The organism is Streptococcus sp. 2342, from assembly GCF_013276795.1.
Lineage (GTDB): Bacteria > Bacillota > Bacilli > Lactobacillales > Streptococcaceae > Streptococcus.
Window position 1 is genome coordinate 64,115 of sequence record NZ_VMLR01000004.1, and the last position, 26,007, is coordinate 90,121.

A 26,007-nucleotide genomic window follows, 5' to 3' on the forward strand; every position below is an offset into this window, starting at 1 on the left:
TCCTATTTTTTAAAAAGATGAATATAGAAAGGATTAAATAAAATATGATTGTTTCCATTATTTCTCAAGGATTTGTCTGGGCTATTTTAGGTCTGGGAATCTTTATGACATTTAGGATTTTAAACTTTCCAGATATGACGACAGAAGGTTCCTTCCCTCTTGGCGGAGCTGTTGCTGTCACTCTGATAACCAAAGGCGTGAACCCATTTTTAGCGACTCTTGTTGCTGTAGGAGCAGGTTGTTTGGCTGGAATGACAGCAGGACTTCTTTATACAAAAGGGAAGATTCCAACCTTGCTCTCAGGGATTTTGGTGATGACTTCCTGTCACTCTATCATGCTCTTGATTATGGGACGTGCCAATTTAGGCTTGCTTGGAACCAAGCAAATTCAGGATGTCTTGCCTTTTGATTCAGACTTGAATCAACTCTTGACAGGTCTTATCTTTGTCAGTCTTGTTATTGCTCTCATGCTCTTTTTCTTGGACACTAAACTCGGACAAGCCTATATTGCTACAGGTGACAATCCTGATATGGCTAGAAGTTTCGGGATTCATACTGGGCGCATGGAGCTTATGGGGTTGGTCTTATCAAATGGTGTGATTGCCCTTGCAGGAGCTCTCATTGCCCAACAAGAAGGGTATGCCGATGTATCTCGAGGAATAGGGGTTATCGTTGTGGGGCTTGCAAGTTTGATTATTGGAGAAGTTATCTTCAAGAGTTTGAGCTTGGCAGAACGTCTGGTTACCATCGTTGTAGGTTCTATCGCTTATCAATTCTTAGTGTGGGCAGTTATTGCGCTTGGCTTTAATACAAGTTACCTTCGTTTGTACAGCGCCGTGATCTTGGCAGTCTGCCTCATGATTCCAACATTTAAGCAAACAATCTTGAAAGGAGCCAAATTAAGCAAATGACAGCAATTGTAGAATTAAAAAATGCAACCAAAGTCGTTAAAAATGGCTTTGATGAAGAAAAGATTATTTTAAATGATGTTTCCTTAGAAATTTTTGAACAGGATTTCATCACGATTTTAGGTGGAAATGGTGCTGGGAAGTCAACTCTCTTTAACACTATTGCAGGAACCTTGTCATTAACCAGTGGAACCATCCGTATTTTGGGTGAAGATGTTACCAAGTTTTCACCAGAGAAGCGCGCTAAGTATCTGTCTCGTGTCTTCCAAGATCCAAAGATGGGGACAGCTCCCCGTATGACAGTAGCTGAAAATCTTTTGATTGCCAAGTTTCGTGGTGAAAAGCGTGGATTGTTACCACGACGCTTGACTAGCTATAAGGATGAATTTCAGGCAACCATTGAAAAAGTGGGAAATGGTCTTGAGAAACACTTGAATACGCCAATTGAGTTCTTATCAGGTGGGCAAAGACAGGCCTTGAGTCTCTTGATGGCAACCTTGAAGCGACCTGAATTACTCTTGTTAGACGAGCATACTGCAGCCCTTGATCCAAAGACCAGTGTTGCCCTCATGGAATTGACGGATGAATTTGTCAAGAAAGATCAGCTGACAGCGCTTATGATTACCCACCATATGGAAGATGCTCTCAAATATGGCAATCGCTTAATTGTCATGAAAGAAGGACGAATTATCCAAGATTTGAACCAAGAAGAAAAAACAAAAATGAAAATCTCTGATTATTATCAGCTCTTTGAATAAAGTAAGGAAAATGAGTGAAATGGTTTACTTTTTTTCTGAAATAAAGTATACTATATAAAGTAAACTATGATAACATGGAGGTATTGTGTATGGTTGACAAACAAGTCATTGAAGAAATCAAAAACAATGCCAACATTGTGGAAGTCATAGGAGATGTGATTTCTTTACAAAAGGCAGGACGGAACTATCTAGGGCTCTGTCCTTTTCATGGTGAAAAAACACCTTCTTTCAACGTTGTAGAGGACAAGCAGTTTTACCATTGTTTTGGTTGTGGGCGCTCAGGTGATGTCTTTAAATTCATCGAGGAGTACCAAGGGGTTCCCTTTATGGAGGCTGTCCAAATCTTAGGTCAGCGTGTTGGAATTGAGGTTGAAAAACCGCTTTATAGTGAGCAGAGGCCAGCCTCGCCTCACCAAGCTCTTTATGATATGCACGAAGATGCAGCCAAATTTTACCATGCTATTCTCATGACAACGACCATGGGGGAAGAGGCTAGAAACTACCTTTATCAGCGTGGTTTGACAGATGAAGTGCTCAAGCATTTTCGGATTGGTTTAGCACCTCCAGAACGAAACTATCTCTATCAACGTTTGTCTGGTCAGTATCGTGATGAAGATTTTCTAGATTCAGGGCTATTTTACCTATCGGATGCAAATCAATTTGTAGACACCTTTCACAATCGGATTATGTTTCCCCTGACAAATGACCAGGGAAAGGTTATTGCCTTCTCAGGTCGTATCTGGCAGAAAACGGATTCACAAACTTCTAAGTATAAAAATAGCCGATCGACTGCAATTTTTAACAAAAGTTACGAATTATATCATATGGATAGGGCAAAAAAATCTTCTGGAAAAGCCAGTGAGATTTACCTCATGGAAGGGTTCATGGATGTCATCGCAGCCTATCGGGCTGGAATCGAAAACGCTGTCGCATCTATGGGAACAGCCTTGAGTCGAGAGCATGTTGAGCATCTGAAAAGGTTAACCAAGAAGTTAGTCCTTGTTTACGATGGCGATAAAGCTGGGCAAGCCGCGACTTTGAAAGCGCTGGACGAAATTGGTGATATGCCTGTGCAAATCATCAGCATGCCTGATAACTTGGATCCAGATGAGTATCTACAAAAAAATGGTCCGGAAGACTTAGCCTATCTATTAACGAAAACTCGTATTAGTCCGATTGAGTTCTACATTCACCAGTACAAACCTGAAAATAGTGAAAATCTGCAGGCTCAGATTGAGTTTATTGAAAAAATAGCTCCCTTGATTGTTCAAGAAAAGTCTATCACTGCTCAAAACAGCTATATTCATATTTTAGCTGACAGTCTGGCATCTTTTGATTATGCCCAGATTGAGCAGATTGTTAATGAGAGTCGTCAGGCACAAAGGCAGAATCGCATGGAAGGAATTTCCAGACCGACGCCAATCACCATGCCTGTTACCAAGCAGTTATCGGCTGTTATGAGGGCAGAAGCTCATCTACTTTATCGAATGATGGAATCTCCCCTTATTTTGAATGATTACCGTTTGCGAGAAGACTTTGCATTTGCTACACCTGAATTTCAGGTCTTATATGACTTGCTTGGTCAGTATGGAAATCTTCCTCCAGAAGTTCTAGCAGAACAGACAGAGGAAGTTGAGAGAGCTTGGTACCAAGTCTTAGCTCAGGATTTGCCTGCTGAGATGTCACCTCAGGAACTTAGTGAAGTAGAAATGACTCGAAACAAGGCTCTCTTGAATCAGGACAATATGAGAATCAAAAAGAAGGTGCAGGAAGCTAGCCATGTAGGAGATACAGACACAGCCCTAGAAGAATTGGAACGTTTAATTTCCCAAAAGAGAAGAATGGAGTAATAATGGCAACAAAACAAAAAGAAGTAACAACATTTGACGTACAAGTAGCAGAATTTATCCGTAATCATAAACAAAAAGGGACAGCAACAGATGATGAAATCAATGCCAGTCTAGTCCTTCCTTTTACCTTGGACGCTGATGGGATTGAAGATCTCTTGCAACGGATTCAGGATGCAGGTATTTCTATCACAGATAACGAAGGAAATCCAAGCGCGCGTGTTCTTAGCAATGAAGAAGAACCAGAACTCAGCGATGAGGACTTGATTGGTTCAACTTCGGCTAAGGTTAATGACCCTGTCCGTATGTACTTGAAAGAAATCGGGGTCGTTCCTCTCTTGACCAATGAAGAGGAAAAAGAATTAGCACTAGCAGTTGAAGCTGGCGATATCGAAGCCAAACAACGTCTTGCGGAAGCCAATCTTCGTTTGGTTGTTTCTATTGCCAAACGCTATGTCGGGCGTGGTATGCAGTTCCTTGACTTGATTCAAGAAGGAAATATGGGCTTGATGAAGGCGGTTGACAAGTTTGATTATTCTAAAGGATTCAAGTTCTCAACTTATGCAACTTGGTGGATTCGTCAGGCTATCACTCGTGCTATTGCGGATCAAGCTCGTACCATCCGTATCCCAGTCCACATGGTTGAAACCATCAATAAATTGGTTCGTGAACAGCGTAACCTCCTTCAAGAATTGGGACAAGATCCAACACCAGAACAAATCGCTGAACGTATGGATATGACACCTGATAAGGTTCGTGAAATCTTGAAGATTGCTCAAGAACCGGTATCCCTTGAAACTCCAATCGGTGAAGAGGATGATAGTCACCTTGGGGACTTTATCGAAGATGAAGTGATTGAAAATCCAGTGGATTATACAACTCGTATCGTCTTGCGTGAGCAGTTGGATGAGGTCTTGGATACTCTTACAGACCGTGAAGAAAATGTTCTTCGTCTCCGTTTTGGACTAGATGATGGAAAAATGCGCACCCTTGAAGATGTGGGTAAAGTCTTTAACGTAACTCGTGAGCGTATCCGTCAGATTGAAGCCAAGGCTTTGAGAAAACTACGCCAACCAAGTCGTAGTAAACCGCTTCGTGATTTTATTGAAGACTAAGAGTGAGGATGAATATGGCTTATACAGAAGAGCAAATTGATAACATCAAAACACGCATTTTAACAGCCTTGGAAGAAGTCATCGACCCTGAGTTGGGAATCGATATTGTCAACCTTGGTTTGATTTATGAGATTCGTTTTGACGGCGACACAGGGCAAACAGAGATTGATATGACTTTGACAACCATGGGGTGTCCCTTAGCAGACCTTTTGACAGACCAGATTTATGATGCCATGACAGAGGTACCAGAAGTAACGGATACTGAAGTTAAATTAGTCTGGTATCCAGCCTGGACTGTTGAAAAAATGAGTCGCTATGCCCGCATTGCCCTAGGCATTAAGTAAACATATAATAGCATGTGAGAGATTATTGGAAAAGCGAGGAAATTTCCCTTCTTTTCCTCTAGTCTCTCCTTTCTTTTGCTGATTTTATTCAAAGAAAATGATATAATGGTAGTTATGGAAAAAAAGAAATTACGCATCAATATGTTGAGTTCAAGTGAGAAAGTAGCAGGACAAGGAGTTTCAGGTGCTTACCGTGAATTAGTTCGTCTTCTTCACCGTGATGCCAAGGACCAATTGATTGTTACAGAAAATCTTCCAATCGAGGCAGATGTGACTCACTTTCATACAATTGATTTCCCTTATTATTTATCAACATTCCAAAAGAAACGCTCAGGAAGGAAAATTGGCTATGTGCATTTCTTACCTGATACACTTGAGGGGAGTTTGAAAATTCCATTTTTCTTAAAGGGAATTGTGAAACGCTATGTATTTTCTTTTTACAATCGGATGGAGCACTTGGTGGTGGTCAATCCGATGTTTATTGAGGATTTGGTGGCAGCGGGTATTCCACGTGAAAAAGTGACCTATATTCCTAACTTTGTCAACAAGGAAAAATGGCATCCTCTACCACAAGAAGAGGTAGTCAGACTGCGAACAGAGCTAGGTCTTAGTGGTAATCAGTTTATCGTAGTAGGTGCTGGTCAAGTTCAGAAGCGCAAAGGGATTGATGATTTTATCCGTCTAGCTGAGGAATTGCCGCAAATTACCTTTATCTGGGCTGGTGGTTTCTCTTTTGGTGGTATGACAGATGGTTATGAACGCTACAAGAAAATCATGGAGAATCCCCCTAAAAATTTGATTTTTCTAGGTATTGTATCGCCAGAGCGTATGCGCGAATTGTATGCCCTAGCGGACCTTTTCTTGTTGCCTAGTTATAATGAGCTCTTTCCGATGACGATTTTAGAGGCTGCCAGTTGTGAAGCTCCTATTATGCTGCGTGATTTAGATCTTTATAAGGTAATTTTGGAGGGAAATTATCGGGCGACAGCAGATAGAGAAGAGATGAAAGAAGCTATTTTGGAATATCAAGCAAATCCTGCTGCCTTAAAAGACCTCAAAGAAAAAGCTAAGAATATTTCCAGAGAGTATTCAGAAGAGCATCTGTTACAAATCTGGTTGGACTTTTATGAGAAACAAGCCGCTTTAGGGAGAAAGTAAAAAGTGAGGTAATCTATGCGAATTGGTTTATTTACAGATACCTATTTTCCTCAGGTTTCTGGTGTTGCGACCAGTATTCGAACTTTGAAAACAGAACTGGAAAAGCAGGGGCATGTTGTTTTTATCTTTACGACGACGGATAAGGATGTCAATCGCTATGAAGATTGGCAAATTATCCGCATTCCAAGTGTTCCTTTCTTTGCTTTTAAGGATCGCCGCTTTGCCTATCGAGGCTTCAGCAAGGCGCTTGAAATTGCCAAACAGTATCAACTGGATGTTATTCATACCCAGACAGAATTTTCTCTTGGCTTGTTGGGGATTTGGATTGCGCGTGAATTGAAGATTCCAGTCATCCATACCTATCACACCCAGTACGAAGACTATGTGCATTATATTGCCAAGGGGATGTTGATTCGTCCTAGCATGGTCAAGTATTTGGTCAGAGGTTTCCTGCATGATGTGGATGGAGTCATTTGCCCTAGTGAGATTGTCCATGATTTGCTATCGGACTATAAGGTCAAGGTTGAAAAACGCGTCATTCCAACAGGGATTGAATTAGCCAAGTTTGAACGTCCAGAAATTAAGCAAGAAAATCTGAAAGAACTACGTAGTAAACTAGGGATTCAAGATGATGAACAGATGTTGCTGAGTCTTTCCAGAATTTCCTATGAAAAAAATATTCAAGCAGTATTAGCAGCCTTTGCAGAAGTTCTGAAAGAGGAGGACAGGGTTAAACTGGTGGTAGCTGGGGATGGTCCTTATCTGGATGACCTTAAAGAGCAAGCCCAGAAACTAGAGATTCAAGACTCGGTCATCTTTACAGGGATGATTGCTCCTAGTGAGACCGCTCTTTACTATAAGGCGGCGGATTTCTTCATATCGGCATCGACAAGTGAAACGCAAGGCTTGACCTACTTGGAAAGCTTAGCTAGTGGGACGCCTGTCATTGCACACGGAAATCCTTATCTGGACAATTTGATCAATGACAAGATGTTTGGAACCTTGTACTATGGAGAACATGATTTGGCTGGTGCTATTTTGGAAGCCCTGATTGCAACACCAGACATGAATGAGCATACTTTATCAGAGAAGTTGTACGAGATTTCAGCTGAAAACTTTGGGAAACGGGTGCATGAGTTCTATCTTGATGCTATTATTTCAAATAATTTCCAGAAAGATTTAGCAAAAGATGATACGGTCAGTCAGCGTATTTTTAAGACAGTTTTGTATCTTCCGCAACAGGTGGTCGCTGTACCGGTAAAAGGCTCTAGACGCATGCTGAAGGCTTCAAAAACACAGTTAATCAGCATAAGAGATTATTGGAAAGACCATGAAGAATAGAAAGAGGAACAGTATGAAAAAACAATTAATGAGAAGCGGTCGTGATAAAAAGATTGCTGGTGTTTGTGCTGGGGTAGCCCATTATTTTGATATGGATCCTACTATTGTTCGCGTAATATGGGGTGTTCTTGCTTTTGGTTATGGAGCAGGAGTTGTAGCTTATATCATTTTATGGATTATTGCGCCAGAAGCAAGTGACTATTGAAAACTAGCTAAATTCATGCTAAGATAATAGAAAATAGAATGTAACGAAGGAGAGAAAAATGGCATTTGGAGATAATGGAAATCGTAAAAAAACTATGTTTGAGAAAATAACCTTGTTTATCGTGATTATCATGCTAGTAGCAAGTTTATTGGGAATTTTTGCAACTGCAATTGGTGCCCTCAGTAATCTATAAAATAGATTCAAGAAAATTTAGTGACTGGGATTTCCCAGCCCTTTTTTAAAGTGAGAAGAAAAAATGAGTATGTTTTTAGATACAGCCAAGATTAAGGTCAAGGCTGGTAATGGTGGTGATGGCATGGTTGCCTTTCGCCGTGAAAAATATGTCCCTAATGGTGGTCCTTGGGGTGGTGATGGTGGTCGTGGAGGTAATGTGGTCTTCGTTGTAGACGAAGGACTACGTACCCTCATGGATTTCCGCTATAACCGTCATTTCAAGGCTGATTCTGGTGAAAAAGGAATGACCAAAGGGATGCATGGGCGTGGTGCTGAGGATCTTAGAGTTCGAGTGCCACAAGGTACGACAGTTCGTGATGCGGATACTGGCAAGGTCTTGACAGATTTGATTGAACACGGGCAAGAATTTATTGTAGCCCACGGTGGTCGTGGTGGACGTGGAAATATTCGTTTCGCAACACCAAAAAATCCTGCACCGGAAATCTCTGAAAATGGAGAACCAGGTCAGGAACGTGAGTTACAATTGGAACTAAAAATCCTTGCGGATGTCGGTTTAGTAGGTTTCCCATCTGTAGGGAAATCAACACTTTTAAGTGTTATCACATCGGCTAAACCAAAAATCGGTGCCTACCACTTTACGACAATTGTGCCAAATCTAGGTATGGTTCGTACCCAATCAGGTGAATCCTTTGCAGTAGCTGATTTACCAGGTTTGATTGAAGGGGCTAGTCAAGGTGTTGGTCTGGGGACCCAGTTCCTCCGTCACATCGAGCGTACACGTGTCATCCTTCACATCATTGATATGTCAGCTAGCGAAGGCCGTGATCCATATGAGGATTATCTTGCCATCAATAAAGAACTGGAGTCATACAATCTTCGCCTCATGGAGCGTCCACAGATTATCGTAGCCAACAAAATGGACATGCCTGAGAGTCAAGAAAATCTTGAAGAATTCAAGAAGAAATTGGCTGAAAACTACGATGAATTTGAAGAGTTACCAGCTATCTTCCCAATTTCTGGATTGACCAAGCAAGGTTTGGCAACGCTTTTGGATGCGACAGCTGAATTGTTAGACAAGACACCAGAATTCTTGCTCTACGACGAGTCAGATATGGAAGAAGAAGCTTACTATGGATTTGACGAGGAAGAGAAAGCCTTTGAGATTAGCCGTGATGACGATGCGACATGGGTACTTTCTGGTGAAAAACTCATGAAACTCTTTAATATGACCAACTTTGATCGTGATGAATCTGTCATGAAATTTGCCCGCCAACTTCGTGGTATGGGGGTTGATGAATCCCTTCGTGCGCGTGGTGCTAAAGATGGTGACTTGGTTCGCATTGGTAAATTTGAGTTTGAATTTGTAGACTAGGAGACTGGTATGGGAGATAAACCGATATCTTTCCGAGATGCGGATGGCAATTTCGTTTCCGCCGCAGATGTTTGGAATGAAAAGAAATTGGAAGAACTGTTTAATCGTCTCAATCCAAATCGTGCTCTGAGATTGGCACGAATTAAAAAAGACAATCCATCTTAAATACGTAAGATAAAACTCCAATTATCAGTCAAGTTAACTGTAACAAATAGAAGCTAAGATCGAGAAAGGGCAAAATTTGTCCTTTCTTTTTATTATGTGACTATTAGTCCGTCTCGCTCCGTTAGGTGCGAGACAAAAAAACCACCCGCTATGCGGGTGCGCGTCGAAGGTTATACCAAAAAAACTCCGAACGCGATACAATAAAGGTGTTCAAGCCAATTGTAAAGCGAAAGGAGAAAAATATGGGACAAAAGGCTCATAGTTTATCGCACACAAAGTGGCACTGTAAGTATCACATTGTGTTCACCCCTAAGTATAGACGAAAAGTCATCTATAATCAATATCGAAGTAGTTTAGGCGAAATATTTCATCGCTTGTGTAGTTATAAAGGAGTTGAAATTATCGAGGGTCACTTAATGCCAGACCATGTACACATGTTAGTCAGTATTCCACCAAGGATAAGTGTTTCGAGTTTCATGGGTTATTTAAAAGGAAAAAGTGCATTCATGATGTTTGACAAACACGCCAATCTCAAGTACAAGTTTGGAAATCGGCATTTCTGGGCAGAAGGTTATTATGTAAGTACAGTAGGGCTTAATGAAGCCACAATTAAGAAATATATCCAAGAACAGGAAAAGCATGATATAGCACTAGATAAATTGAGTGTAAAAGAATATGAGGATCCCTTTAGGGATAGTGGTAAGTAATACTAAAGCCTCTTTAAGAGGCAAGTGACGAGTCAAGAGCAATGAGGCTTGAACAACGTGAAAGCCAGCGTCTTTAGGCGCTGGCTGGTAATTTGGGCTTATAGCCCTGGTTCAAACCACCCGTTAGACGGGTGGTCATGATTTATAAAGTATAATATATTGAAATAGAATATCAACAAATAGACTAGGGAATTCAAATCAAATTTCTAACAAGGCTTTATAAGTCGTGTTGTCCTATTCTAGCTTCAAGACACTGTATTTTTTCTATTAAAAAGAATTTTTTTGCAAAAATGGTTGGTTATTTTGTTTATTCATGCTATAATAGGAACAATTATTTTTAGGAGGTGCAGTATGTCTTATTTGTTTGAGATATTACCGAGTTTATTGAGCGGTGCAAGCATGACTTTGCAGGTTTTTGCACTGGTCTTGATTTTTTCTATTCCCTTGGGCGTTTTGATTGCCTTTGCCTTGCAAGTCCATTGGAAGCCCCTCCATCATCTGATTAACATTTACATTTGGATTATGCGGGGAACACCCTTGCTCTTGCAATTGATCTTTATCTATTATGTGCTTCCAAGTATTGGGATTCGTTTGTACCGTCTTCCTGCGGCTATCATTGCCTTTGTTCTCAATTATGCGGCTTACTTTGCTGAAATCTTTCGTGGGGGAATTGATACTATTCCTAAAGGTCAATATGAGGCTGCCAAGGTCTTGAAGTTCAGTCCTTTTGCCACAGTACGCTATATTATCTTGCCCCAAGTGACCAAGATTGTTCTTCCTAGTGTCTTTAATGAAGTCATGAGTTTGGTCAAGGATACTTCTCTGGTCTATGCTTTAGGAATTTCAGACCTTATCTTGGCTAGTCGCACAGCTGCCAACCGTGATGCTAGCCTGGTTCCTATGTTCTTGGCAGGTGCTATTTACTTGATTTTGATTGGGATTGTGACCATTCTTGCCAAAAAAGTTGAGAAGAAGTACAGTTACTATAGATAGGAGGCTGATATGTTAGAATTACGAAATATCAATAAGGGTTTTGGTCAAAAGCAAATTTTGTCCAATTTCAGTCTAAAAATTCCTGAAAAGCAAATCCTGGCTATTGTAGGACCTTCTGGTGGAGGTAAGACAACCCTCTTACGTATGCTTGCAGGCCTTGAAACTATTGATTCAGGGCAAATCTTTTATAATGAAGAACCTTTGGAACTGGATGAACTAGAGAAGCGGAATTTACTGGGATTTGTATTCCAAGATTTTCAACTTTTCCCTCATTTATCAGTTCTAGATAATTTGACCTTATCGCCTGTGAAAACTATGGGAATGAAGCAGCAAGAGGCTGAGAAGAAGGCGCGAGGGCTTTTGGAACAATTAGGACTGGCTGGTCATGCAGACGCCTATCCTTTCTCACTATCTGGTGGTCAAAAGCAGCGTGTGGCCTTGGCGCGTGCTATGATGATTGACCCAGAAATCATTGGTTACGATGAACCAACTTCGGCCCTAGATCCAGAATTGCGCTTGGAAGTGGAAAAACTGATCTTGCAAAATAGAGAATTAGGCATGACGCAGATTGTGGTTACCCACGATTTACAGTTCGCTGAAAACATCGCAGATCATATTCTCAAGGTTGAGCCCAAGTAGGAGGTGCCGATGACTAATAAGAAAATTGCTTTAGTATTGGTTTCTCTCCTGATTTTCTTTTTAACAGCTTGTACTCAGAAGGCTAGTGATCCAAAGCAGGATAACTGGGATAAGTATCAAGATCAGGGGACCATTACTATTGGTTTTGACAATACCTTTGTTCCCATGGGTTTTGAAGAAAAGAATGGTCAATATACAGGCTTTGATATTGATTTGGCACAAGCTGTCTCTGAAAAATTAGGCTTTAAAGTTCAATTTCAGCCAATCGACTGGGATATGAAGGAGACGGAACTGCAAAATGGAACCATAGATGCCATTTGGAATGGCTATTCTGCGACTGGTGAACGCCGAGAAAAGGTTGCCTTTAGCATTCCATATATGGAAAATCAGCAAGTTCTGGTTGCCAAGAAAAGCCAGCAAATTCATTCAGTAGAGGATATGAAGGATAAGACCTTGGGTGCCCAAGCTGGGTCCTCTGGTTATCTTGACTTTGAGGCCCAGCCAGATTTACTGAAAAATCGTGTCAAAGACCAGAAGGCCAATCAATATCAGAGTTTCAATGAAGCCTTGATTGACTTGAAAAATGACCGGATTGATGCTCTGTTAATTGACCGAGTATATGCAAATTACTATCTCCAGTCTGAAGGGATATTAAATGACTATAATGTTTTTTCAGCTGGATTTGAAAGTGAATCCTTTGCAGTCGGAGTTAGACCAGCTGACAAAAGATTACTACAAGCTTTAAACCAAGCCTTTATTGAACTATACCAAGAAGGAAAGTTCCAGGAAATCAGCCAAAAATGGTTTGGAGAAGATGTAGCAACCAAAGAAGTAAAAGAAGGAAAATAAAATCAATAGCAAGCCTAGTTTTGTTTTTAAAACTGGGCTTTGTTTTTTTATAGATTTTATTTTATAAAGCTATAGCAACTTCTAAATTTTTTAGCTATTTTGGGTAGATCTTGTGCATCTAGCTTCATTCTGTAATCCCTTATCTATAGCTAAAACTCAATGAAGACGTAATAAAAAATATCAGAAAATTCCTTTTTGTAATCAAATTATATAAACAATCAAATAATATAGAAAATCTCTAAAGTAATATAAATTTTATTTTTTGTAAGGGCTTACCACAAATAAGAGTTTATGAAATTACTGTAGCGACTATACCTGAAATTGCTTGATTTGTTGTTTTAAAAAGAGTATAATAAGTTATAACCTTTTAAAATATACAAAAATATTTTAGAGGGGGGGCTTTTTATTTAGCTTCCTTAAGTATATTAACCGATAGTTATCGGAAAAAGGAGTAAGAAAATGTTTAAACCCAAAGTGCGTCATGTTCGCCAATCGCAAGTGGAGAAATTCACACGTTACAGTATCCGTAAGGTTAGTTTTGGTGCGGCTAGTGTGGCTGTAGCTACTGGTTTGTTTTTCCTTGGTGGAGGAAGCGTCCAAGCAGCTGAACCAGTAACTAATCCAGAGTCTACAAATCTAAATGCTAAGTCCCCAGACCCCTCTAAGGAAGTTGCTGGACAAGTATCTGCTACTGCTACAGTGGCCGATGGACAAAATAATACTTCTGTAAAAGAGTCTGCTACTGACAAACAAGCCAGTGAAGTTGAAACTCCAACTGTAGTGACAGAAAAAGTTACTATTAATACCGCATCGTTAGAAGATTTAGTGGCTAAAGTTGAAAGTCGATTAAGTCAATTAACTGAAGGTAAGAAAACAAAATCAGTCATTGATGATGCTAAAAATTTGGTTCATAAAGCAAAAGAACTTTTGAACGATGATACAAAAACACAGGCAAAAGTTGCTGCACTTGCTAAACAACTTTCAAGTAGCCTTGTCATTTTAAACAGTATCAAATCAGAAGTAACTGAAGAAGAAAAAGTAAACAAGAACCAAGATCCACGAAACGGAAAAGAGATTCCAGGAAAAGGTGAGAGTGGGTTTAGAGATACAGGTACGGTTGCAGATGGTACTGAAAATCCTGTTGTTGTAAATACAAATGATATTACACAAAAAGCTTCTGAATTAGAGGCAGAAATTGCAAAAGTTGAATCTTTAATCTCAGCTGAAAATGCTAAAAGAGAAGGTAAAAAAGATAAGGAATTTATAGAAATCTTGACACAGGTAAAAGAGTCTGCACAAGCTGTTAAAAATAAAGGGAGCAACATTCCAACAACAGAAAAAGAAAAGCATGCACTTTTACAAGAGTTAAAAGCAAAAGTTGATTTATTAAAACTATATCAAGCTAAAAAATTAGACTGGGGAGCACCTGCTAATAACCACTTAGCAAATTATGGGAATAATCCGACAAATGCTATAATTAGTAATTTAAATGATACTTTTGGAACTCCTGATTTCTCAGTATCTGACTCGCACGAAAAAGTTGTTGAAAATCAAAGAAATGGATTATCAGGGACAATTCTAGGTTCTGCAAAATATCATTGGAAAGAAAAAAATATTTCAGTTAGTGATGCTATTGCCGGTGCATTGGACGGGTGGAAAATAGTAGATAAGCCAGGGAAGAATATTGTAACACTTGTTAAACCAGAACAACCAACTGATATTCAACGTCAAAATGGTGCAACAGAGAGGGAATATAATCCTAACTCTGCAAAAGTATACGATAATAAAGGCAAGGCAAATATGGATGGACAAGGAGCACCTAATTCTAGTGGTAAATTCCTTAATACTATGATTATAACTCCAAAAATTGAAGCTCCAGAAGCGGGGAGTGGTACTGTAAATAAAGATTTTTATCTAGAATTAAGAAAACAAGGAACTACAATTTACAAAGATTTTGATGTTAATCCTAATTCACATTTATATGCACATTTATTATATGCAGGTGCATATGGGAAACTTGCTCTGGCTTCAACAGGGGAAAAAGTTAAATTAAAAATTGTTGATGCATACACAGGAGCTCCTTTATCTGAACTAAAAAGAGAAGATAAAAAAGCACCAGATACGGAATTTCTTCTTGCTCCAGGTAGCGGGAATAGAGGAGTTAGTGCTCTTCGAAGAGTTATTCAAATTCCAGATGGTACTACAAAGGTACGTGTCTTTATTGAGGCAGCTGATCAACCAACTGGTTCGAATTTAGGTGGAGAAGTAGAAGATGGATATATCGTTGCAGGATTAGGATTAACAACAGGTCCCGCGTTATCTTTAACAACGACTGTTGTATCCGGTAGAGATAAAGAAGCCTATGGATTTACAGACGACTCTATTTATAAAAATGAACAAGAAGGTACTCTTGAAGTTACGTTGAGTAATAGAGGAGGGCTAGATGTTTCTCGTGATACTAAGTATAAAGTAACAGTGACAGTTCCTCAAGGAGTAAAATTAGGGTCTATTCAAGGTAAAGATTTAAATGAAGCTAATGGTTTTGCGGTATTTGCACCTAGTTATACTACAGGTTTTAGATATGATAAGCAAACGAGAGAGTTATCTTTTGAGATTAATATTCCAAATAGAAAAATAGAACCTAAGACTGGAAAAACAGATACTGTAAAAATTCCATTTATAGTGACTCCTGATTATGTAGGTGAAGCAACTTTCAAAATTACTGGTCAGAATGGTTTTGGAGGAAAAGATGCTTTAGGAAATGCTATATATCCCTACGGATTTGCTCCAGATGCTAATAGATATAATTTGCCAGAAAATTTTAGAGCTAATAGTTTAGAAACTTCCGATAATCCTGACTATAAATATAATCGTAGTATTTATATTGATTCTATGACAGGAAATAGCTCTATAACTGTTCCAGTCGGAACTAGTTTAGATAAGATCAAGGAGCTATCTAAATCAAAAGCGAAAGAAAAGATTGAATCAGAAGAATACAAGAGAAAACTGGATGAAACTAATGCTACGGCTACTCTAGATGATCAAGGAACGTCTACGGGAGTTGTTGCTACTGACGTAGCGAAAGAGAATGCCGGTGTTATAAAAGTGCCAGTAGTTCATAGTCGAGATGGAAAAAATTATAAAAATACTGTAGATATCGAAGTAAACGTTGTAAAATCAACTACAGATAAGTTAGTAGTATTTGAAGGTGATAAGATTACAAATGATCAAGTTAAATCTTCAGTTACTCCGGCTACAATCGATACTAAAGCGGGAGTTGTGAATAATCCTAATGAAGCAGATGTTTTTAGTACGACAGGAAAAGCTGGAGAAGCAGGATTAAAAATTCCAACAACGGTAACTCATGATTCAAATGGTACAAATATTAATGAAACAGTAACAGTTCCTGTGTTGGTATTACCAAAAGCAACTGGTGAAGTACAAGTTCATAAAGGAGCTTCAGTAGATAAAGTTAAAGAAGTTGCTAAAGCAAAAGCACAAACTTTAACAAAAGCAACAGACTTCACTGGGAAATTACCAACAGGAGCAACAGTTACAGTTGGTGATATAACAGAAGCCGTAGCAGAAACTCTAACAAATGAAAAAGGTACAAATAAAGGTATTGTAAATGTTCCAGCAAATTATATAGTAGAAGGAAAAACATACAATACGACAATTCCAGTAACAATTAATGTATTAGGTTCAGAAACAAAAACGGTATATACATTAGAAGGAACTCAACCAAAACCAGCAGATGTTAATGAAGCAATTACACCTGATAAAGGTGGAAACTTAACCCCTGTAACTGAAGCTGACATCAATAAAGATGTTCCTACAGATAAAGTTAAAGTAGGAGCAACTGACTTAAACGTTAAAGCAACTGTTAAATATCCAACAGGGGATGAAACTGTAGATGTTCCAGTTAAAGTATTGCCCAAAGCAACACCAACAGGTGTAACAGTACTGAAAGATACTGATGAAAATGCTTTAACAGATGCTGTAAAAGCAAAAGCAACTGAAGCTGTAAGTAAATTAACAAACCTACCAGATGGAATTACTGCATCATTAGATGAAAGAGAAACTTCTTACACATTGCCAAAAACAGATTCAAATGGGGATAAAGATACAGTTCCTGTAAAAGTATTATATAAAGATGATAAAGGTAATGTAGTTGGTGAAGACACAATTAATGTACCAGTTAAAGTAGTAAGTTCAACACCAAAACCAGTAGTAGTGTTTGAAGGTGATAAAGTTACTAAAGATGATGTGAAAGGTGCTGTAACAACAGAAGGGACAAAAGGTGAACCTGCCATTGCTGACGATATTACAGCTAAACCAGGTGTCAAAGAAGTAACTGTTCCAGTAACTTATACGGATCAAAATGGAGAAACTTTAACAGAACCCGTGAAAGTTAAAGTAACAGTTTTACCAAAACCAACACCAAAAGGAATTTTTGTTGCCAAAGATAGCGACAAGGAAAAAGCAAAAGAAAAAGCTCTTGCTAAAGCCAAAGAAGCTATTGCAGACGGTGCTTTCAAAGGAAAACTTCCAGAAAATGTTACTAATGTAAGTATTGATGAAAATGTGACAAGTCCAGATTTGTCAGATGATACGGATGTAAATGTGACTGTGAAATATACCGTTGATGGAGAAGAAAAGAAAACTGTTGTTAAAGTTCCTGTTACTGTTGTAGAGGGAGTTCCACAAATAGTTCCAGTGGATGAAAATAATAAACAACCAAATCCAGAAAACAGTATCGACAAAACAGAATATCCAGATGGTTCAACATTTGAATATAATCCAAATACTCCGGTAGATACTACAAAACCTGGTGATTATACAGTCAATGTCATTGTAAAAGACAAAGATGGTAATCCTATTGCAGAAGTACCGGCAACTGTACGTGTGGTAGAAAGTTATCCACAATTTGTACCAGTAGACAAAGATAAGAAACAACCAAATGTGGTAGGAAGTATCGATCCTAAAGCATTCCCTAAAGATACTGAATTTAGTTATGAATCTCCTGTAGACACAACAACACCAGGAGAAAAAGATGTTGTAGTAGTAGCGAAAATTGGAGATGAAGTCATTGCGAAAATTCCTGCAAAAGTAATGGTTGTAGAACCTAAAACACAATATGTGCCAGTCGATAAATCAAACAAACAACCAGATGCATCTAAGAGTATTGACCCTGAACAATATCCAGATGGAGTAACATTCAAGTATAAAACTCCAGTCGATACAACAACACCAGGAGAAAAAGATGTTATTGTAGAAGCAAAAGATGGAGACGACACACTTGTTGAAGTACCAACAAAAGTGAAGGTTGTTCAGGGATACCCACAAATTATCCCTGTAGATCAAGGACAACCTTTAGCTGAAAATAGTATTAATACAGGAGATTATCCAGAAGGTGCTACATTCGAATACGAAAAAGTAGATGGAAAAGATCCAGTTAACATTTCTGAAGCTGGAGATTATCCAGTAACAGTTGTCGTTAAGGATAAAGATGGAAATACTTTAGTAAAAGTACCAACAACAGTACGTGTAGTGGACGCTTATAGACAATATGTACCAGTAAATACTGATCCAACTAAAGTGGTACCTGCAGAAAATATTGTACCAACTGACTTCCCAGATGGAACAACATTTGAATATAAAACTCCAGTTGACACATCAACACCAGGAGATAAAGATGTTGTAGTTGTAGCTAAACTAGATGGTAAACCAATTGCAGAAATTCCAGCAAAAGTTACTGTAGTAGGGCCTAAAACTCAATACGTTGTAGCAAATCCTGAGAATACTCAACCAGATGCATCTAAGAGTCTTACAGATAAAGATAAAGATAACAATAAATTCCCAGATGATGCTACGTTTGGATATAAAGAACCAGTAGATACAAAAACACCAGGTGAAAAAGATGCAACTGTAGTTGTGAAAGATGCTGATGGTGACACAATTGTAGAAGTTCCTGCTAAGGTTAAAGTAGTAGAAGGTAAAGAACAATTAATTCCTGTAAATCCAACTGAAAAACCACAAGCAAGAGATAACATTACTCCAAGTGATTATCCAGAAGGTTCAACATTTGAATATAAAATTCCAGATGGCCAAAAAGAACCATTTGATGCAACAACTGTTGGGGATAAACCAGTAACGGTAGTTGTAAAAGATAAAAATGGAAAAGTATTGGTAGAGGTTCCAGCAACGATTAAAGTCGTAGAAGCAAAACCAACACCAATTGAAACCCCAGTAACAAATACACCTTTAACAAAAGAGGATATTGCCAAGTACGTTAAAGTACCAGAAGGTGGAAAAATTGTTGGAGTAGGTGAAATTCCAAAAGTAAATACTCCAGGAGATAAAGGTACTGTCAAAGTTAAAATTGAACTTCCTAATGGTAAACAAATTGAAGTTGAAGTCCCTGTCAAAGTAACTCCAATTAAAGATATTGTGAAGAAATTGGGGGATCCAATTACAAATGAAGATGTTGAAAAACATATTCAGATTCCAGAAGGTGGCAAGATTATCAGTATTGGAGATAAACCATCTACAGATATTCCAGGAGAAAGACCAAGTGTACCAGTGGTAATTGAACTACCAGGTGGTAAACGTGTAACTATCAAAGTTCCTGTCGTTGTTACTCCGAAAACAACTCCGATTGTTGTTGAAGTTGGAACACCTATTACTGAAAATGATGTGAAGAAACATGTAGATCTTCCTGAAGGATGGAAGATTACTAAAGTGGGCGAAATTCCAAAAACAAGTACACCTGGTGATAAGCCATCTGTAACGGTTGAGATTGAATTACCGGATGGACGTAAAGTGACAGTAGAAGTTCCTGTGAAAGTAACACCTAAATCTAATCATGGTAATAGTCAAGGTAACAATGGTAGTTCAACTATTCATATCGTAACACGTTATCAAGATGGTGATGGTAAAGAAATTTCTCCAGAAGAAAATGGTAGTCATGGACCTAAGACTTTAGAAGGTTATGAATATATTGGTACTAAAACAGATGAAAATGGCAATGTGATTCATACCTATAAGAAAGTAACTACCCCAACTCGTTCTGAGCAACCAAGCTCTCCAGAGACTCCTATAAGTCCTGAAAAACCAGTAGCTACTCCAGTTCAGACAAGTTCTACAGATTCTAAACCAGTATCCGTTGAAACAACCGTAGCCAATGACAAGAAGGAATTGCCAAATACTGGTACAGAGGATAAGGGTGGTTTAGCTAGTCTTGGACTTCTTGGAATGTTGAGTGCATTTGGGCTCGTAGCTCGTAAGAAAAAAGAAGACTAAGAAAGAAACTTCCTTTCTAAAGTTTGATAAAAAATAGACTGAGGTGAAAACTTCAGTCTATTTCTTTTGATTATAAAAAAATCCCCTGACAAGAGCCAGAGGATAAGAGCTTATTTCATTGTTGGGAAGAGCAATACATCACGGATAGTGGTTGTATCAGTGAGAAGCATGCAGAGACGGTCGATACCGATTCCCAAACCACCTGTTGGTGGCATACCGTATTCAAGAGCTTCAATGTAGTCATAGTCGATACCTGTTGCTTCATCGTCACCAAGTTCTTTAGCTTTAGCTTGGGCTTCAAAACGGCTAAGTTGGTCGATTGGGTCGTTGAGCTCAGTAAAGGCATTACCGTATTCCTTAGTCATGATGAAGAGCTCGAAACGGTCAGTAAAGCGTTGGTCTTCAGGGTTTTTCTTAGCGAGTGGAGATACAGCTACTGGATGTCCATAGACAAAGGTTGGTTGGATTAAAGTTTCTTCAACAAACTCTTCAAAGAAGGCATTGATGATGTGACCAACCTCAGTGTAGTGTTTCTCAACTGGAACTTTCTTCTCAGCAGCGATAGCTTTAGCTTCTTCCAAAGTCATGTCTTGCCAGAAATCGACACCAGTAATTTCTTTGATAGCATCCACCATATGAACACGTTTAAATGGTTCGTTGATTTTGATTTCAGTTCCTTGGTAGTTGACTGGGCCATCACCTTTGACTGATTTAGCAGCATGTTGGATAATACCTTCAGTCAAGTCCATGATGTCTTGGAAGTCAGCATAAGCTTGGTAGACTTCGATAGAAGTAAATTCAGGGTTATGAGTAGCGTCCATTCCTTCATTACGGAAGATACGGCCAATTTCATAGACACGTTCCATACCACCCACGATAAGGCGTTTCAAGTGAAGCTCAGTCGCGATACGAAGCACCATGTCAATGTTTTGGGCATTGTGATGAGTGATAAATGGACGGGCAGAAGCACCACCAGCTTCGTTGTGAAGAACAGGTGTTTCCACTTCAAGGAAACCTTTTTGGTCAAGGTAACGACGGATTTCAGAGATGATTTTTGAACGAGTGACAAAGCGTTCAAAGCTTTCACGGTTCGAAATCAAGTCAAGGTAACGTTTACGGTAAATTGTTTCAACGTCTGTCAAACCATGGAATTTCTCTGGTAGAGGACGAAGAGCCTTAGACAAGTGTGTGATATGAGTAGCTTTGATAGAGAGTTCTCCCATATCTGTACGCATCACTTCGCCTTCGACACCAAGGAAGTCACCAAGGTCTGCTTTTTTGAAGATTTCGTAGTTTTCTTCACCGACAGCATCTTTACGAACGTAGATCTGGATTTGACCTTCGCGGTCTTGAAGGTGGGCAAAACCTACTTTACCTTTACCACGTTTGGTTACCAAGCGTCCTGCGATAGTAGCTGTTTCATTTTTATCATGTAATTGTTCTTTATCGAGGTCAGCAAATTTATCTTTTAATTCTTGTGAATTTGCAGTGCGTTCAAAGCGTTTTCCGAAAGGATCAATTCCTTGTTCACGGAGCGCAGCCATTTTTTCACGGCGAACGATCTGCTGGTCATTTAGTTCTTCCATATGTTCTGTTGACATGGGATCCTCCTAGTTTTACTCAAAATTGAATACGATGAGTCTTTTTTGCGATACTCCCATTTTATCATAAATAAGCAAGAAATTCACGGATAATCTTTCAAAACTAAAAAGAACTTGACGCTAAAATCAAGTTCTGTTATTGATAGGAAGTATCATTCCAAGTATCAAGGGTAAATGTTTCAAAGTCATGGGTTTCTAGAATGGTTAGGCTGGCATTTGCTAGACCGCCATCTTTACGAAGAAGTGGTTCTTGATAACCTAGAAGAGTACGAAGACTGGCAGTAAGATTAGCACCGTGACCGACAATTAGAAAACGCTCAGCCGGACTATCTTTTAAGGATTTGATAAATTGGATGGTCCGTTGTGTGGTGCTATAGAGGGATTCGGCTCCGAACATTTGAGTGTCAAACTTGGCAAGATTAGATCGGAAAGCTTTGATTTGTTGCGGGTAAATTGCTTCCAAGGTTGCGATTTTCAAACCTTCCAACTTCCCCAGCTGCCATTCACGGAGATTAGGAACGCATTTTAAAGGACAAGGAATTTGGAGTTGATTTTGGATAATCTCAGCAGATTTGACCGCTCGAGGTAAATCACTTGCATAAATCTGATCAAAAGGAATCTCCTTGAGATACTGGCCGAGTTGTTTTAGGGTTTCAATGGATTCAGGAAGAAGGGGAGAATCTCCACTAGCACCTTGAAAACGACCTTCTTGGTTCCAGACGGTACGGCCGTGGCGGACAAAGTAGAGTTTCATTACTTACTGTCCTCCAAAATATCTGCAAAGTCAGCTTTTACAAAGCTAGCCAAGTCTTGTGGTGCTACGATAATGCTGTGACCAACTTCGCCTGCAGAGACAATCATTTGATCCAAGTCTAGAGCAATCTTATCGATAAAAATGGGATAATTGTGTTTCTGACGAATTCCGACGGGATTATTGGCTCCATGAATATAACCTGTTGTTTTTTCCAAGTCCTTTTGTGGAATCATGCTCACTTTTTTATTGCCAGAAATTTTAGCTAATTTCTTTTCTGACAGGTGTTGAGTGATAGGCACAATTCCAATAATCGGTCCTGTCTTGTCTCCCAAAAGAGCCAAGGTTTTGAAAATCTGATCTCGTTCATAACCTTGCGGAAGTTCTCCTTCCAGGGCATTGATTTGAATCCCCTGATGTGGGATACCTGCTTTAGACAGGATTTGTTCCACCAATGTTTTTTTGATTTTAACTTTTTTTGCCATTATTTATACTTATCCTCCAATTGGCTCATCCAAATACCAAGCCAGATTCCTAGTGCAAAGAAGAAGGCGATGATGACATAACCGACAAGAGAAAGGCCTGTGTATTGGATACTCTCAGCGTTTCCTACATTTGGAATCAAGATCAAAAGGGTGCTTGATAGGACGATACCGATGATGAAATGATAGACACGTGAGTGGTAGTTGTTTAAGGCATAATCCATCAATTTTGAAAAAACGATGAGAGTGGCACCTGCTCCGATTCCAATCGGGAAGAAGGTTCCCAAGAGGTCAAAGGTTTTAAAACCAGTCAACATCGGAGCATAGAGACCCAAAATCAAAAGTAGATTTGATGGACTGAGGCCAGGAACCAAGACGCCAAGAGCCAGCAGTGCACCTGCTAGGACCAAATTAAGAAAGCTAGCACTTAAGGTTCCAACGACAAAATTTAAGGCATAGAGTCCTAATCCAGAAATGATAAAGGTTATCCAGAACCAAGCTAAATCAATCTTGTCTCGGTCAGATTCTCGAGTTGATTCCTTGAGGAGGCTAGGAACTGTACCAATGATGGCACCCGCAAAGCTCCATAAGACAAAGACCTGATAATTTTCAAGCAGGTATTCAATTGGGTAGGAAAATAAGCCGATTCCCAGAAGCATACCGATGGCAACTGGAATAAAGTACAAAACATTTTCTTTAAAGTCTTTAAAAGGATGGGCCAGAAAGCCAATCATTCGTTCGTAAATGCCTAAGATTGCTGCTAGAACCCCTCCGGAAATTCCCGGTAGAATAAATCCAAGAGCAATCACAATCCCTTTAATAAGGCGCGCTAACCATGAGAGCATATAGTTCCTCCAACTATTTCTATTTCAAAAAATCCTTACTATATTGTATCACAATCAAACACAAAAAGAAAAAGCAAATGCTAAACAAATGCTTTTAAGGTTTTAAAAAGATTTTTCTAAAGGTTTCTTCTTTATTTTTTAAGGGAGAGATGACGTTGATATCCAAATCGTGGTCAAAGCCGGCAATTTTCCCTTTAGATGTGTATTGGTGAATATCATAATCTAAATCAGTTTTAGGACTGCTTTCCAAAAATCCTGAGTCTGAGCCGTAGGACGGAATCCAAACAGAGGTAAACTTGCCTGTATCAATACTGTGTTCTTCCATGAAGTAGACCCCAACGTAGATTCCGATGTTTTTAGCACCTAGTGATGCTAGTTTTGCTCGAAAGGCTTCAACACCCTCGTTCATATTGGACATGGTTTTGTCTTCTACGTCTAGCCAATAGTAACTAGGGCTGTAAGGAGAGGCAGCATTGTAGAAAACTTCAGCGGCTTTTTCCATTTCTTGGACACTTTTTCCAGCTACAAAGGCATAGACCCCAACTGGGACATTCCGCTTTTGAAGTTCAGTGATATGACTCTTATAGGCCTTGTCTATTCCATTGATAAAGGAAGCATCATTTTCTTTTGTTGTTTGAGCACCACTGTGAACACGAACAATAGCGCCTGAAATATTTTGTGCGAGAGTATCGTAATTAATTTCCTCAGGACGCTGCCAGCCAGAGAGGTCAATAATCGGTTTGTCTATGTGTTTCAAAGCCTGTGCTTCAATCTGTGCTATATTGGATTTTGTTTTAAACGATTGGTTGTCATTAAGTGGGCGATTCAGGATTAAAATGAACATCATAATCCCAAAAAAACCAAACAAAATAAGCGGATTAATTTTCTTTCTCATATCTCATAATTTTACCTTAAAAATGGGAAAAAATCAAAAAAATACTCAAAAAATGGGTTAAGGAAAGGACTTTGGAGCATTTTTTCATTCAAGGGCGCGGAATGATTTGAAATATGGTATAATAAAAGGGAATTTCTACAGAAAAGAGAAGATTATGCCAAATTATGCCATTATTTTAGCAGCGGGTAAAGGGACTCGCATGAAATCTGATTTGCCAAAAGTGTTGCACAAGGTTGCGGGTATTTCTATGCTGGAACATGTTTTCCGTAGTGTGGGAGCTATCCAACCTGAAAAGACAGTAACAGTTGTAGGACACAAGGCAGAATTGGTTGAGGAGGTCTTGGCTGGACAGACAGAATTTGTGACTCAATCTGAACAGTTGGGGACTGGTCATGCGGTTATGATGACAGAGCCTATCTTAGAAGGTTTGTCAGGTCACACCTTGGTCATTGCAGGAGATACTCCTTTAATCACAGGTGAAAGCTTGAAAAACTTGATTGATTTCCACATCAATCATAAAAATGTGGCCACTATCTTGACTGCTGAAACAGATAATCCTTTTGGTTATGGGCGAATTGTTCGTAATGACAATGCTGAGGTTCTTTGCATCGTTGAGCAGAAGGATGCTACAGATTTTGAAAAGCAAATCAAGGAAATTAACACTGGAACTTACGTTTTTGACAACGAACGTTTGTTTGAGGCTTTGAAAAATATCAATACCAACAATGCTCAAGGTGAATACTATATTACAGATGTCATTGGCATTTTCCGTGAAGCTGGTGAAAAAGTTGGTGCTTATACTTTGAAAGATTTTGATGAGAGTCTTGGGGTAAATGACCGTGTGGCTCTTGCGACAGCTGATTCAGTTATGCGTCGTCGAATCAATCATCAGCACATGGTCAATGGGGTCAGTTTTGTCAATCCAGAAGCAACTTATATCGATATTGATGTTGAGATTGCGCCTGAAGTTCAAATCGAAGCCAATGTTACCTTGAAGGGGCAAACGAAGATTGGTGCTGAGACTGTTTTGACAAATGGAACGTATGTAGTGGATAGCACTATCGGAGCAGGAGCGATCATTACCAATTCTATGATTGAGGAAAGTAGTGTTGCAGACGACGTGACAGTCGGTCCGTATGCCCACATTCGTCCAGGTTCAAGTATCGCTAACCAAGCACATATTGGAAACTTTGTTGAGGTGAAAGGTTCTTCTATCGGTGAGAATACCAAGGCTGGTCATTTGACTTATATCGGAAACTGTGAAGTGGGTAGCAAGGTTAATTTCGGTGCAGGAACCATTACAGTCAACTATGATGGCAAAAACAAATACAAGACAATCATTGGCAACAATGTCTTTGTTGGTTCGAATTCAACCATTATTGCGCCAGTTGAGTTAGGTGACAATTCTCTTGTTGGTGCTGGTTCAACTATTACTAAAGACGTGCCGGCGGATGCTATTGCTATTGGTCGCGGTCGTCAGGTCAACAAAGACGAATATGCAACTCGCCTTCCTCATCATCCTAAGAATCAGTAGG

Annotated in this window: 22 protein-coding genes; 17 read left to right on the forward strand and 5 right to left on the reverse strand. The window is 39.3% G+C overall.

Annotated elements, in window-relative coordinates; all coding sequences use genetic code 11:
- The first annotated feature begins 44 nt into the window (after positions 1-44).
- The 16 genes from HT689_RS06370 (at position 45) to HT689_RS06445 (ending at position 19,898) form a co-directional block, all read left to right on the forward strand.
- Positions 45-911, forward strand: coding sequence for an ABC transporter permease (locus HT689_RS06370; protein ID WP_173226446.1), 867 nt, complete (start codon positions 45-47; stop codon positions 909-911).
- Complete coding sequence (locus HT689_RS06375) at positions 908-1,666, forward strand: ABC transporter ATP-binding protein (protein ID WP_173226448.1); 759 nt, start codon at positions 908-910, stop codon at positions 1,664-1,666. Before HT689_RS06370 ends, HT689_RS06375 begins: the two co-directional genes overlap by 4 nt.
- 89 nt (positions 1,667-1,755) lie before the next feature.
- The gene (gene dnaG, locus HT689_RS06380; protein ID WP_173226451.1) at positions 1,756-3,516 is read left to right on the forward strand and encodes a DNA primase; all 1,761 of its coding nucleotides are present in this window, start codon (positions 1,756-1,758) and stop codon (positions 3,514-3,516) included.
- A 2-nt stretch (positions 3,517-3,518) separates the two neighbouring features.
- Positions 3,519-4,628: an RNA polymerase sigma factor RpoD gene (rpoD, locus tag HT689_RS06385; RefSeq protein ID WP_049510554.1), complete on the forward strand. Its 1,110-nt coding sequence runs from the start codon at positions 3,519-3,521 to the stop codon at positions 4,626-4,628.
- Between the two features lie 14 nt (positions 4,629-4,642).
- Positions 4,643-4,972, forward strand: a complete 330-nt coding sequence (locus HT689_RS06390) for a metal-sulfur cluster assembly factor (protein WP_000331921.1) — start codon at positions 4,643-4,645, stop codon at positions 4,970-4,972.
- 114 nt (positions 4,973-5,086) lie between these two features.
- Positions 5,087-6,130, forward strand: coding sequence for an alpha-galactosylglucosyldiacylglycerol synthase (cpoA, locus tag HT689_RS06395; RefSeq protein ID WP_173226453.1), 1,044 nt, complete (start codon positions 5,087-5,089; stop codon positions 6,128-6,130).
- 15 nt (positions 6,131-6,145) lie between these two features.
- Positions 6,146-7,471 (forward strand): glycosyltransferase family 4 protein, encoded by a 1,326-nt coding sequence (locus tag HT689_RS06400; protein WP_173226455.1) that lies wholly within the window; start codon positions 6,146-6,148, stop codon positions 7,469-7,471.
- Between the two features lie 28 nt (positions 7,472-7,499).
- Complete coding sequence (locus HT689_RS06405; RefSeq protein ID WP_049532910.1) at positions 7,500-7,676, forward strand: PspC domain-containing protein; 177 nt, start codon at positions 7,500-7,502, stop codon at positions 7,674-7,676.
- A 58-nt stretch (positions 7,677-7,734) separates the two neighbouring features.
- Positions 7,735-7,869, forward strand: coding sequence for a DUF4044 domain-containing protein (locus HT689_RS06410; RefSeq protein ID WP_000863859.1), 135 nt, complete (start codon positions 7,735-7,737; stop codon positions 7,867-7,869).
- A gap of 63 nt (positions 7,870-7,932) precedes the next feature.
- Positions 7,933-9,243 (forward strand): GTPase ObgE, encoded by a 1,311-nt coding sequence (gene obgE, locus HT689_RS06415; RefSeq protein WP_173226457.1) that lies wholly within the window; start codon positions 7,933-7,935, stop codon positions 9,241-9,243.
- Between the two features lie 9 nt (positions 9,244-9,252).
- Complete coding sequence (locus HT689_RS06420; RefSeq protein WP_173226458.1) at positions 9,253-9,408, forward strand: hypothetical protein; 156 nt, start codon at positions 9,253-9,255, stop codon at positions 9,406-9,408.
- 242 nt (positions 9,409-9,650) lie between these two features.
- Positions 9,651-10,115, forward strand: a complete 465-nt coding sequence (gene tnpA, locus HT689_RS06425; protein WP_173226460.1) for an IS200/IS605 family transposase — start codon at positions 9,651-9,653, stop codon at positions 10,113-10,115.
- 351 nt (positions 10,116-10,466) lie between these two features.
- A complete protein-coding gene (locus HT689_RS06430; protein ID WP_173251513.1) occupies positions 10,467-11,108 on the forward strand; it encodes an amino acid ABC transporter permease in 642 nt (213 codons plus the stop codon).
- Between the two features lie 9 nt (positions 11,109-11,117).
- Positions 11,118-11,747 carry an amino acid ABC transporter ATP-binding protein gene (locus tag HT689_RS06435; RefSeq protein WP_173251515.1) on the forward strand — a complete coding sequence of 210 codons (630 nt, stop codon included), beginning with the start codon at positions 11,118-11,120 and terminating at the stop codon, positions 11,745-11,747.
- A 9-nt stretch (positions 11,748-11,756) separates the two neighbouring features.
- Complete coding sequence (locus HT689_RS06440; protein ID WP_173226464.1) at positions 11,757-12,596, forward strand: amino acid ABC transporter substrate-binding protein; 840 nt, start codon at positions 11,757-11,759, stop codon at positions 12,594-12,596.
- A 459-nt stretch (positions 12,597-13,055) separates the two neighbouring features.
- Positions 13,056-19,898: a Rib/alpha-like domain-containing protein gene (locus HT689_RS06445; RefSeq protein WP_173280883.1), complete on the forward strand. Its 6,843-nt coding sequence runs from the start codon at positions 13,056-13,058 to the stop codon at positions 19,896-19,898.
- A 110-nt stretch (positions 19,899-20,008) separates the two neighbouring features.
- Here the strand turns inward: HT689_RS06445 and lysS are convergent, their stop codons facing one another.
- The 5 genes from lysS to HT689_RS06470 form a co-directional block, all read right to left on the reverse strand.
- Positions 20,009-21,499, reverse strand: coding sequence for a lysine--tRNA ligase (lysS, locus tag HT689_RS06450; protein WP_050207953.1), 1,491 nt, complete (start codon positions 21,497-21,499; stop codon positions 20,009-20,011).
- Positions 21,500-21,635: 136 nt separating this feature from the next.
- Positions 21,636-22,253 (reverse strand): histidine phosphatase family protein, encoded by a 618-nt coding sequence (locus tag HT689_RS06455; protein ID WP_173226467.1) that lies wholly within the window; start codon positions 22,251-22,253, stop codon positions 21,636-21,638.
- Complete coding sequence (locus tag HT689_RS06460) at positions 22,253-22,735, reverse strand: aminoacyl-tRNA deacylase (RefSeq protein WP_050278930.1); 483 nt, start codon at positions 22,733-22,735, stop codon at positions 22,253-22,255. The genes HT689_RS06455 and HT689_RS06460 overlap by 1 nt, the downstream gene beginning before the upstream one ends.
- On the reverse strand, positions 22,735-23,577 hold the full coding sequence (locus tag HT689_RS06465; RefSeq protein WP_173226469.1) for a DUF368 domain-containing protein: 843 nt from the start codon (positions 23,575-23,577) through the stop codon (positions 22,735-22,737). The genes HT689_RS06460 and HT689_RS06465 overlap by 1 nt, the downstream gene beginning before the upstream one ends.
- Positions 23,578-23,671: 94 nt before the next feature.
- Positions 23,672-24,472, reverse strand: coding sequence for a glycoside hydrolase family 25 protein (locus HT689_RS06470; protein WP_173226471.1), 801 nt, complete (start codon positions 24,470-24,472; stop codon positions 23,672-23,674).
- 154 nt (positions 24,473-24,626) lie between these two features.
- On the opposite strand from HT689_RS06470, the gene glmU reads away from it, so the two are divergent.
- Positions 24,627-26,006: a bifunctional UDP-N-acetylglucosamine diphosphorylase/glucosamine-1-phosphate N-acetyltransferase GlmU gene (gene glmU / locus HT689_RS06475; RefSeq protein ID WP_173226473.1), complete on the forward strand. Its 1,380-nt coding sequence runs from the start codon at positions 24,627-24,629 to the stop codon at positions 26,004-26,006.
- The last annotated feature ends 1 nt before the right edge of the window (position 26,007 follow it).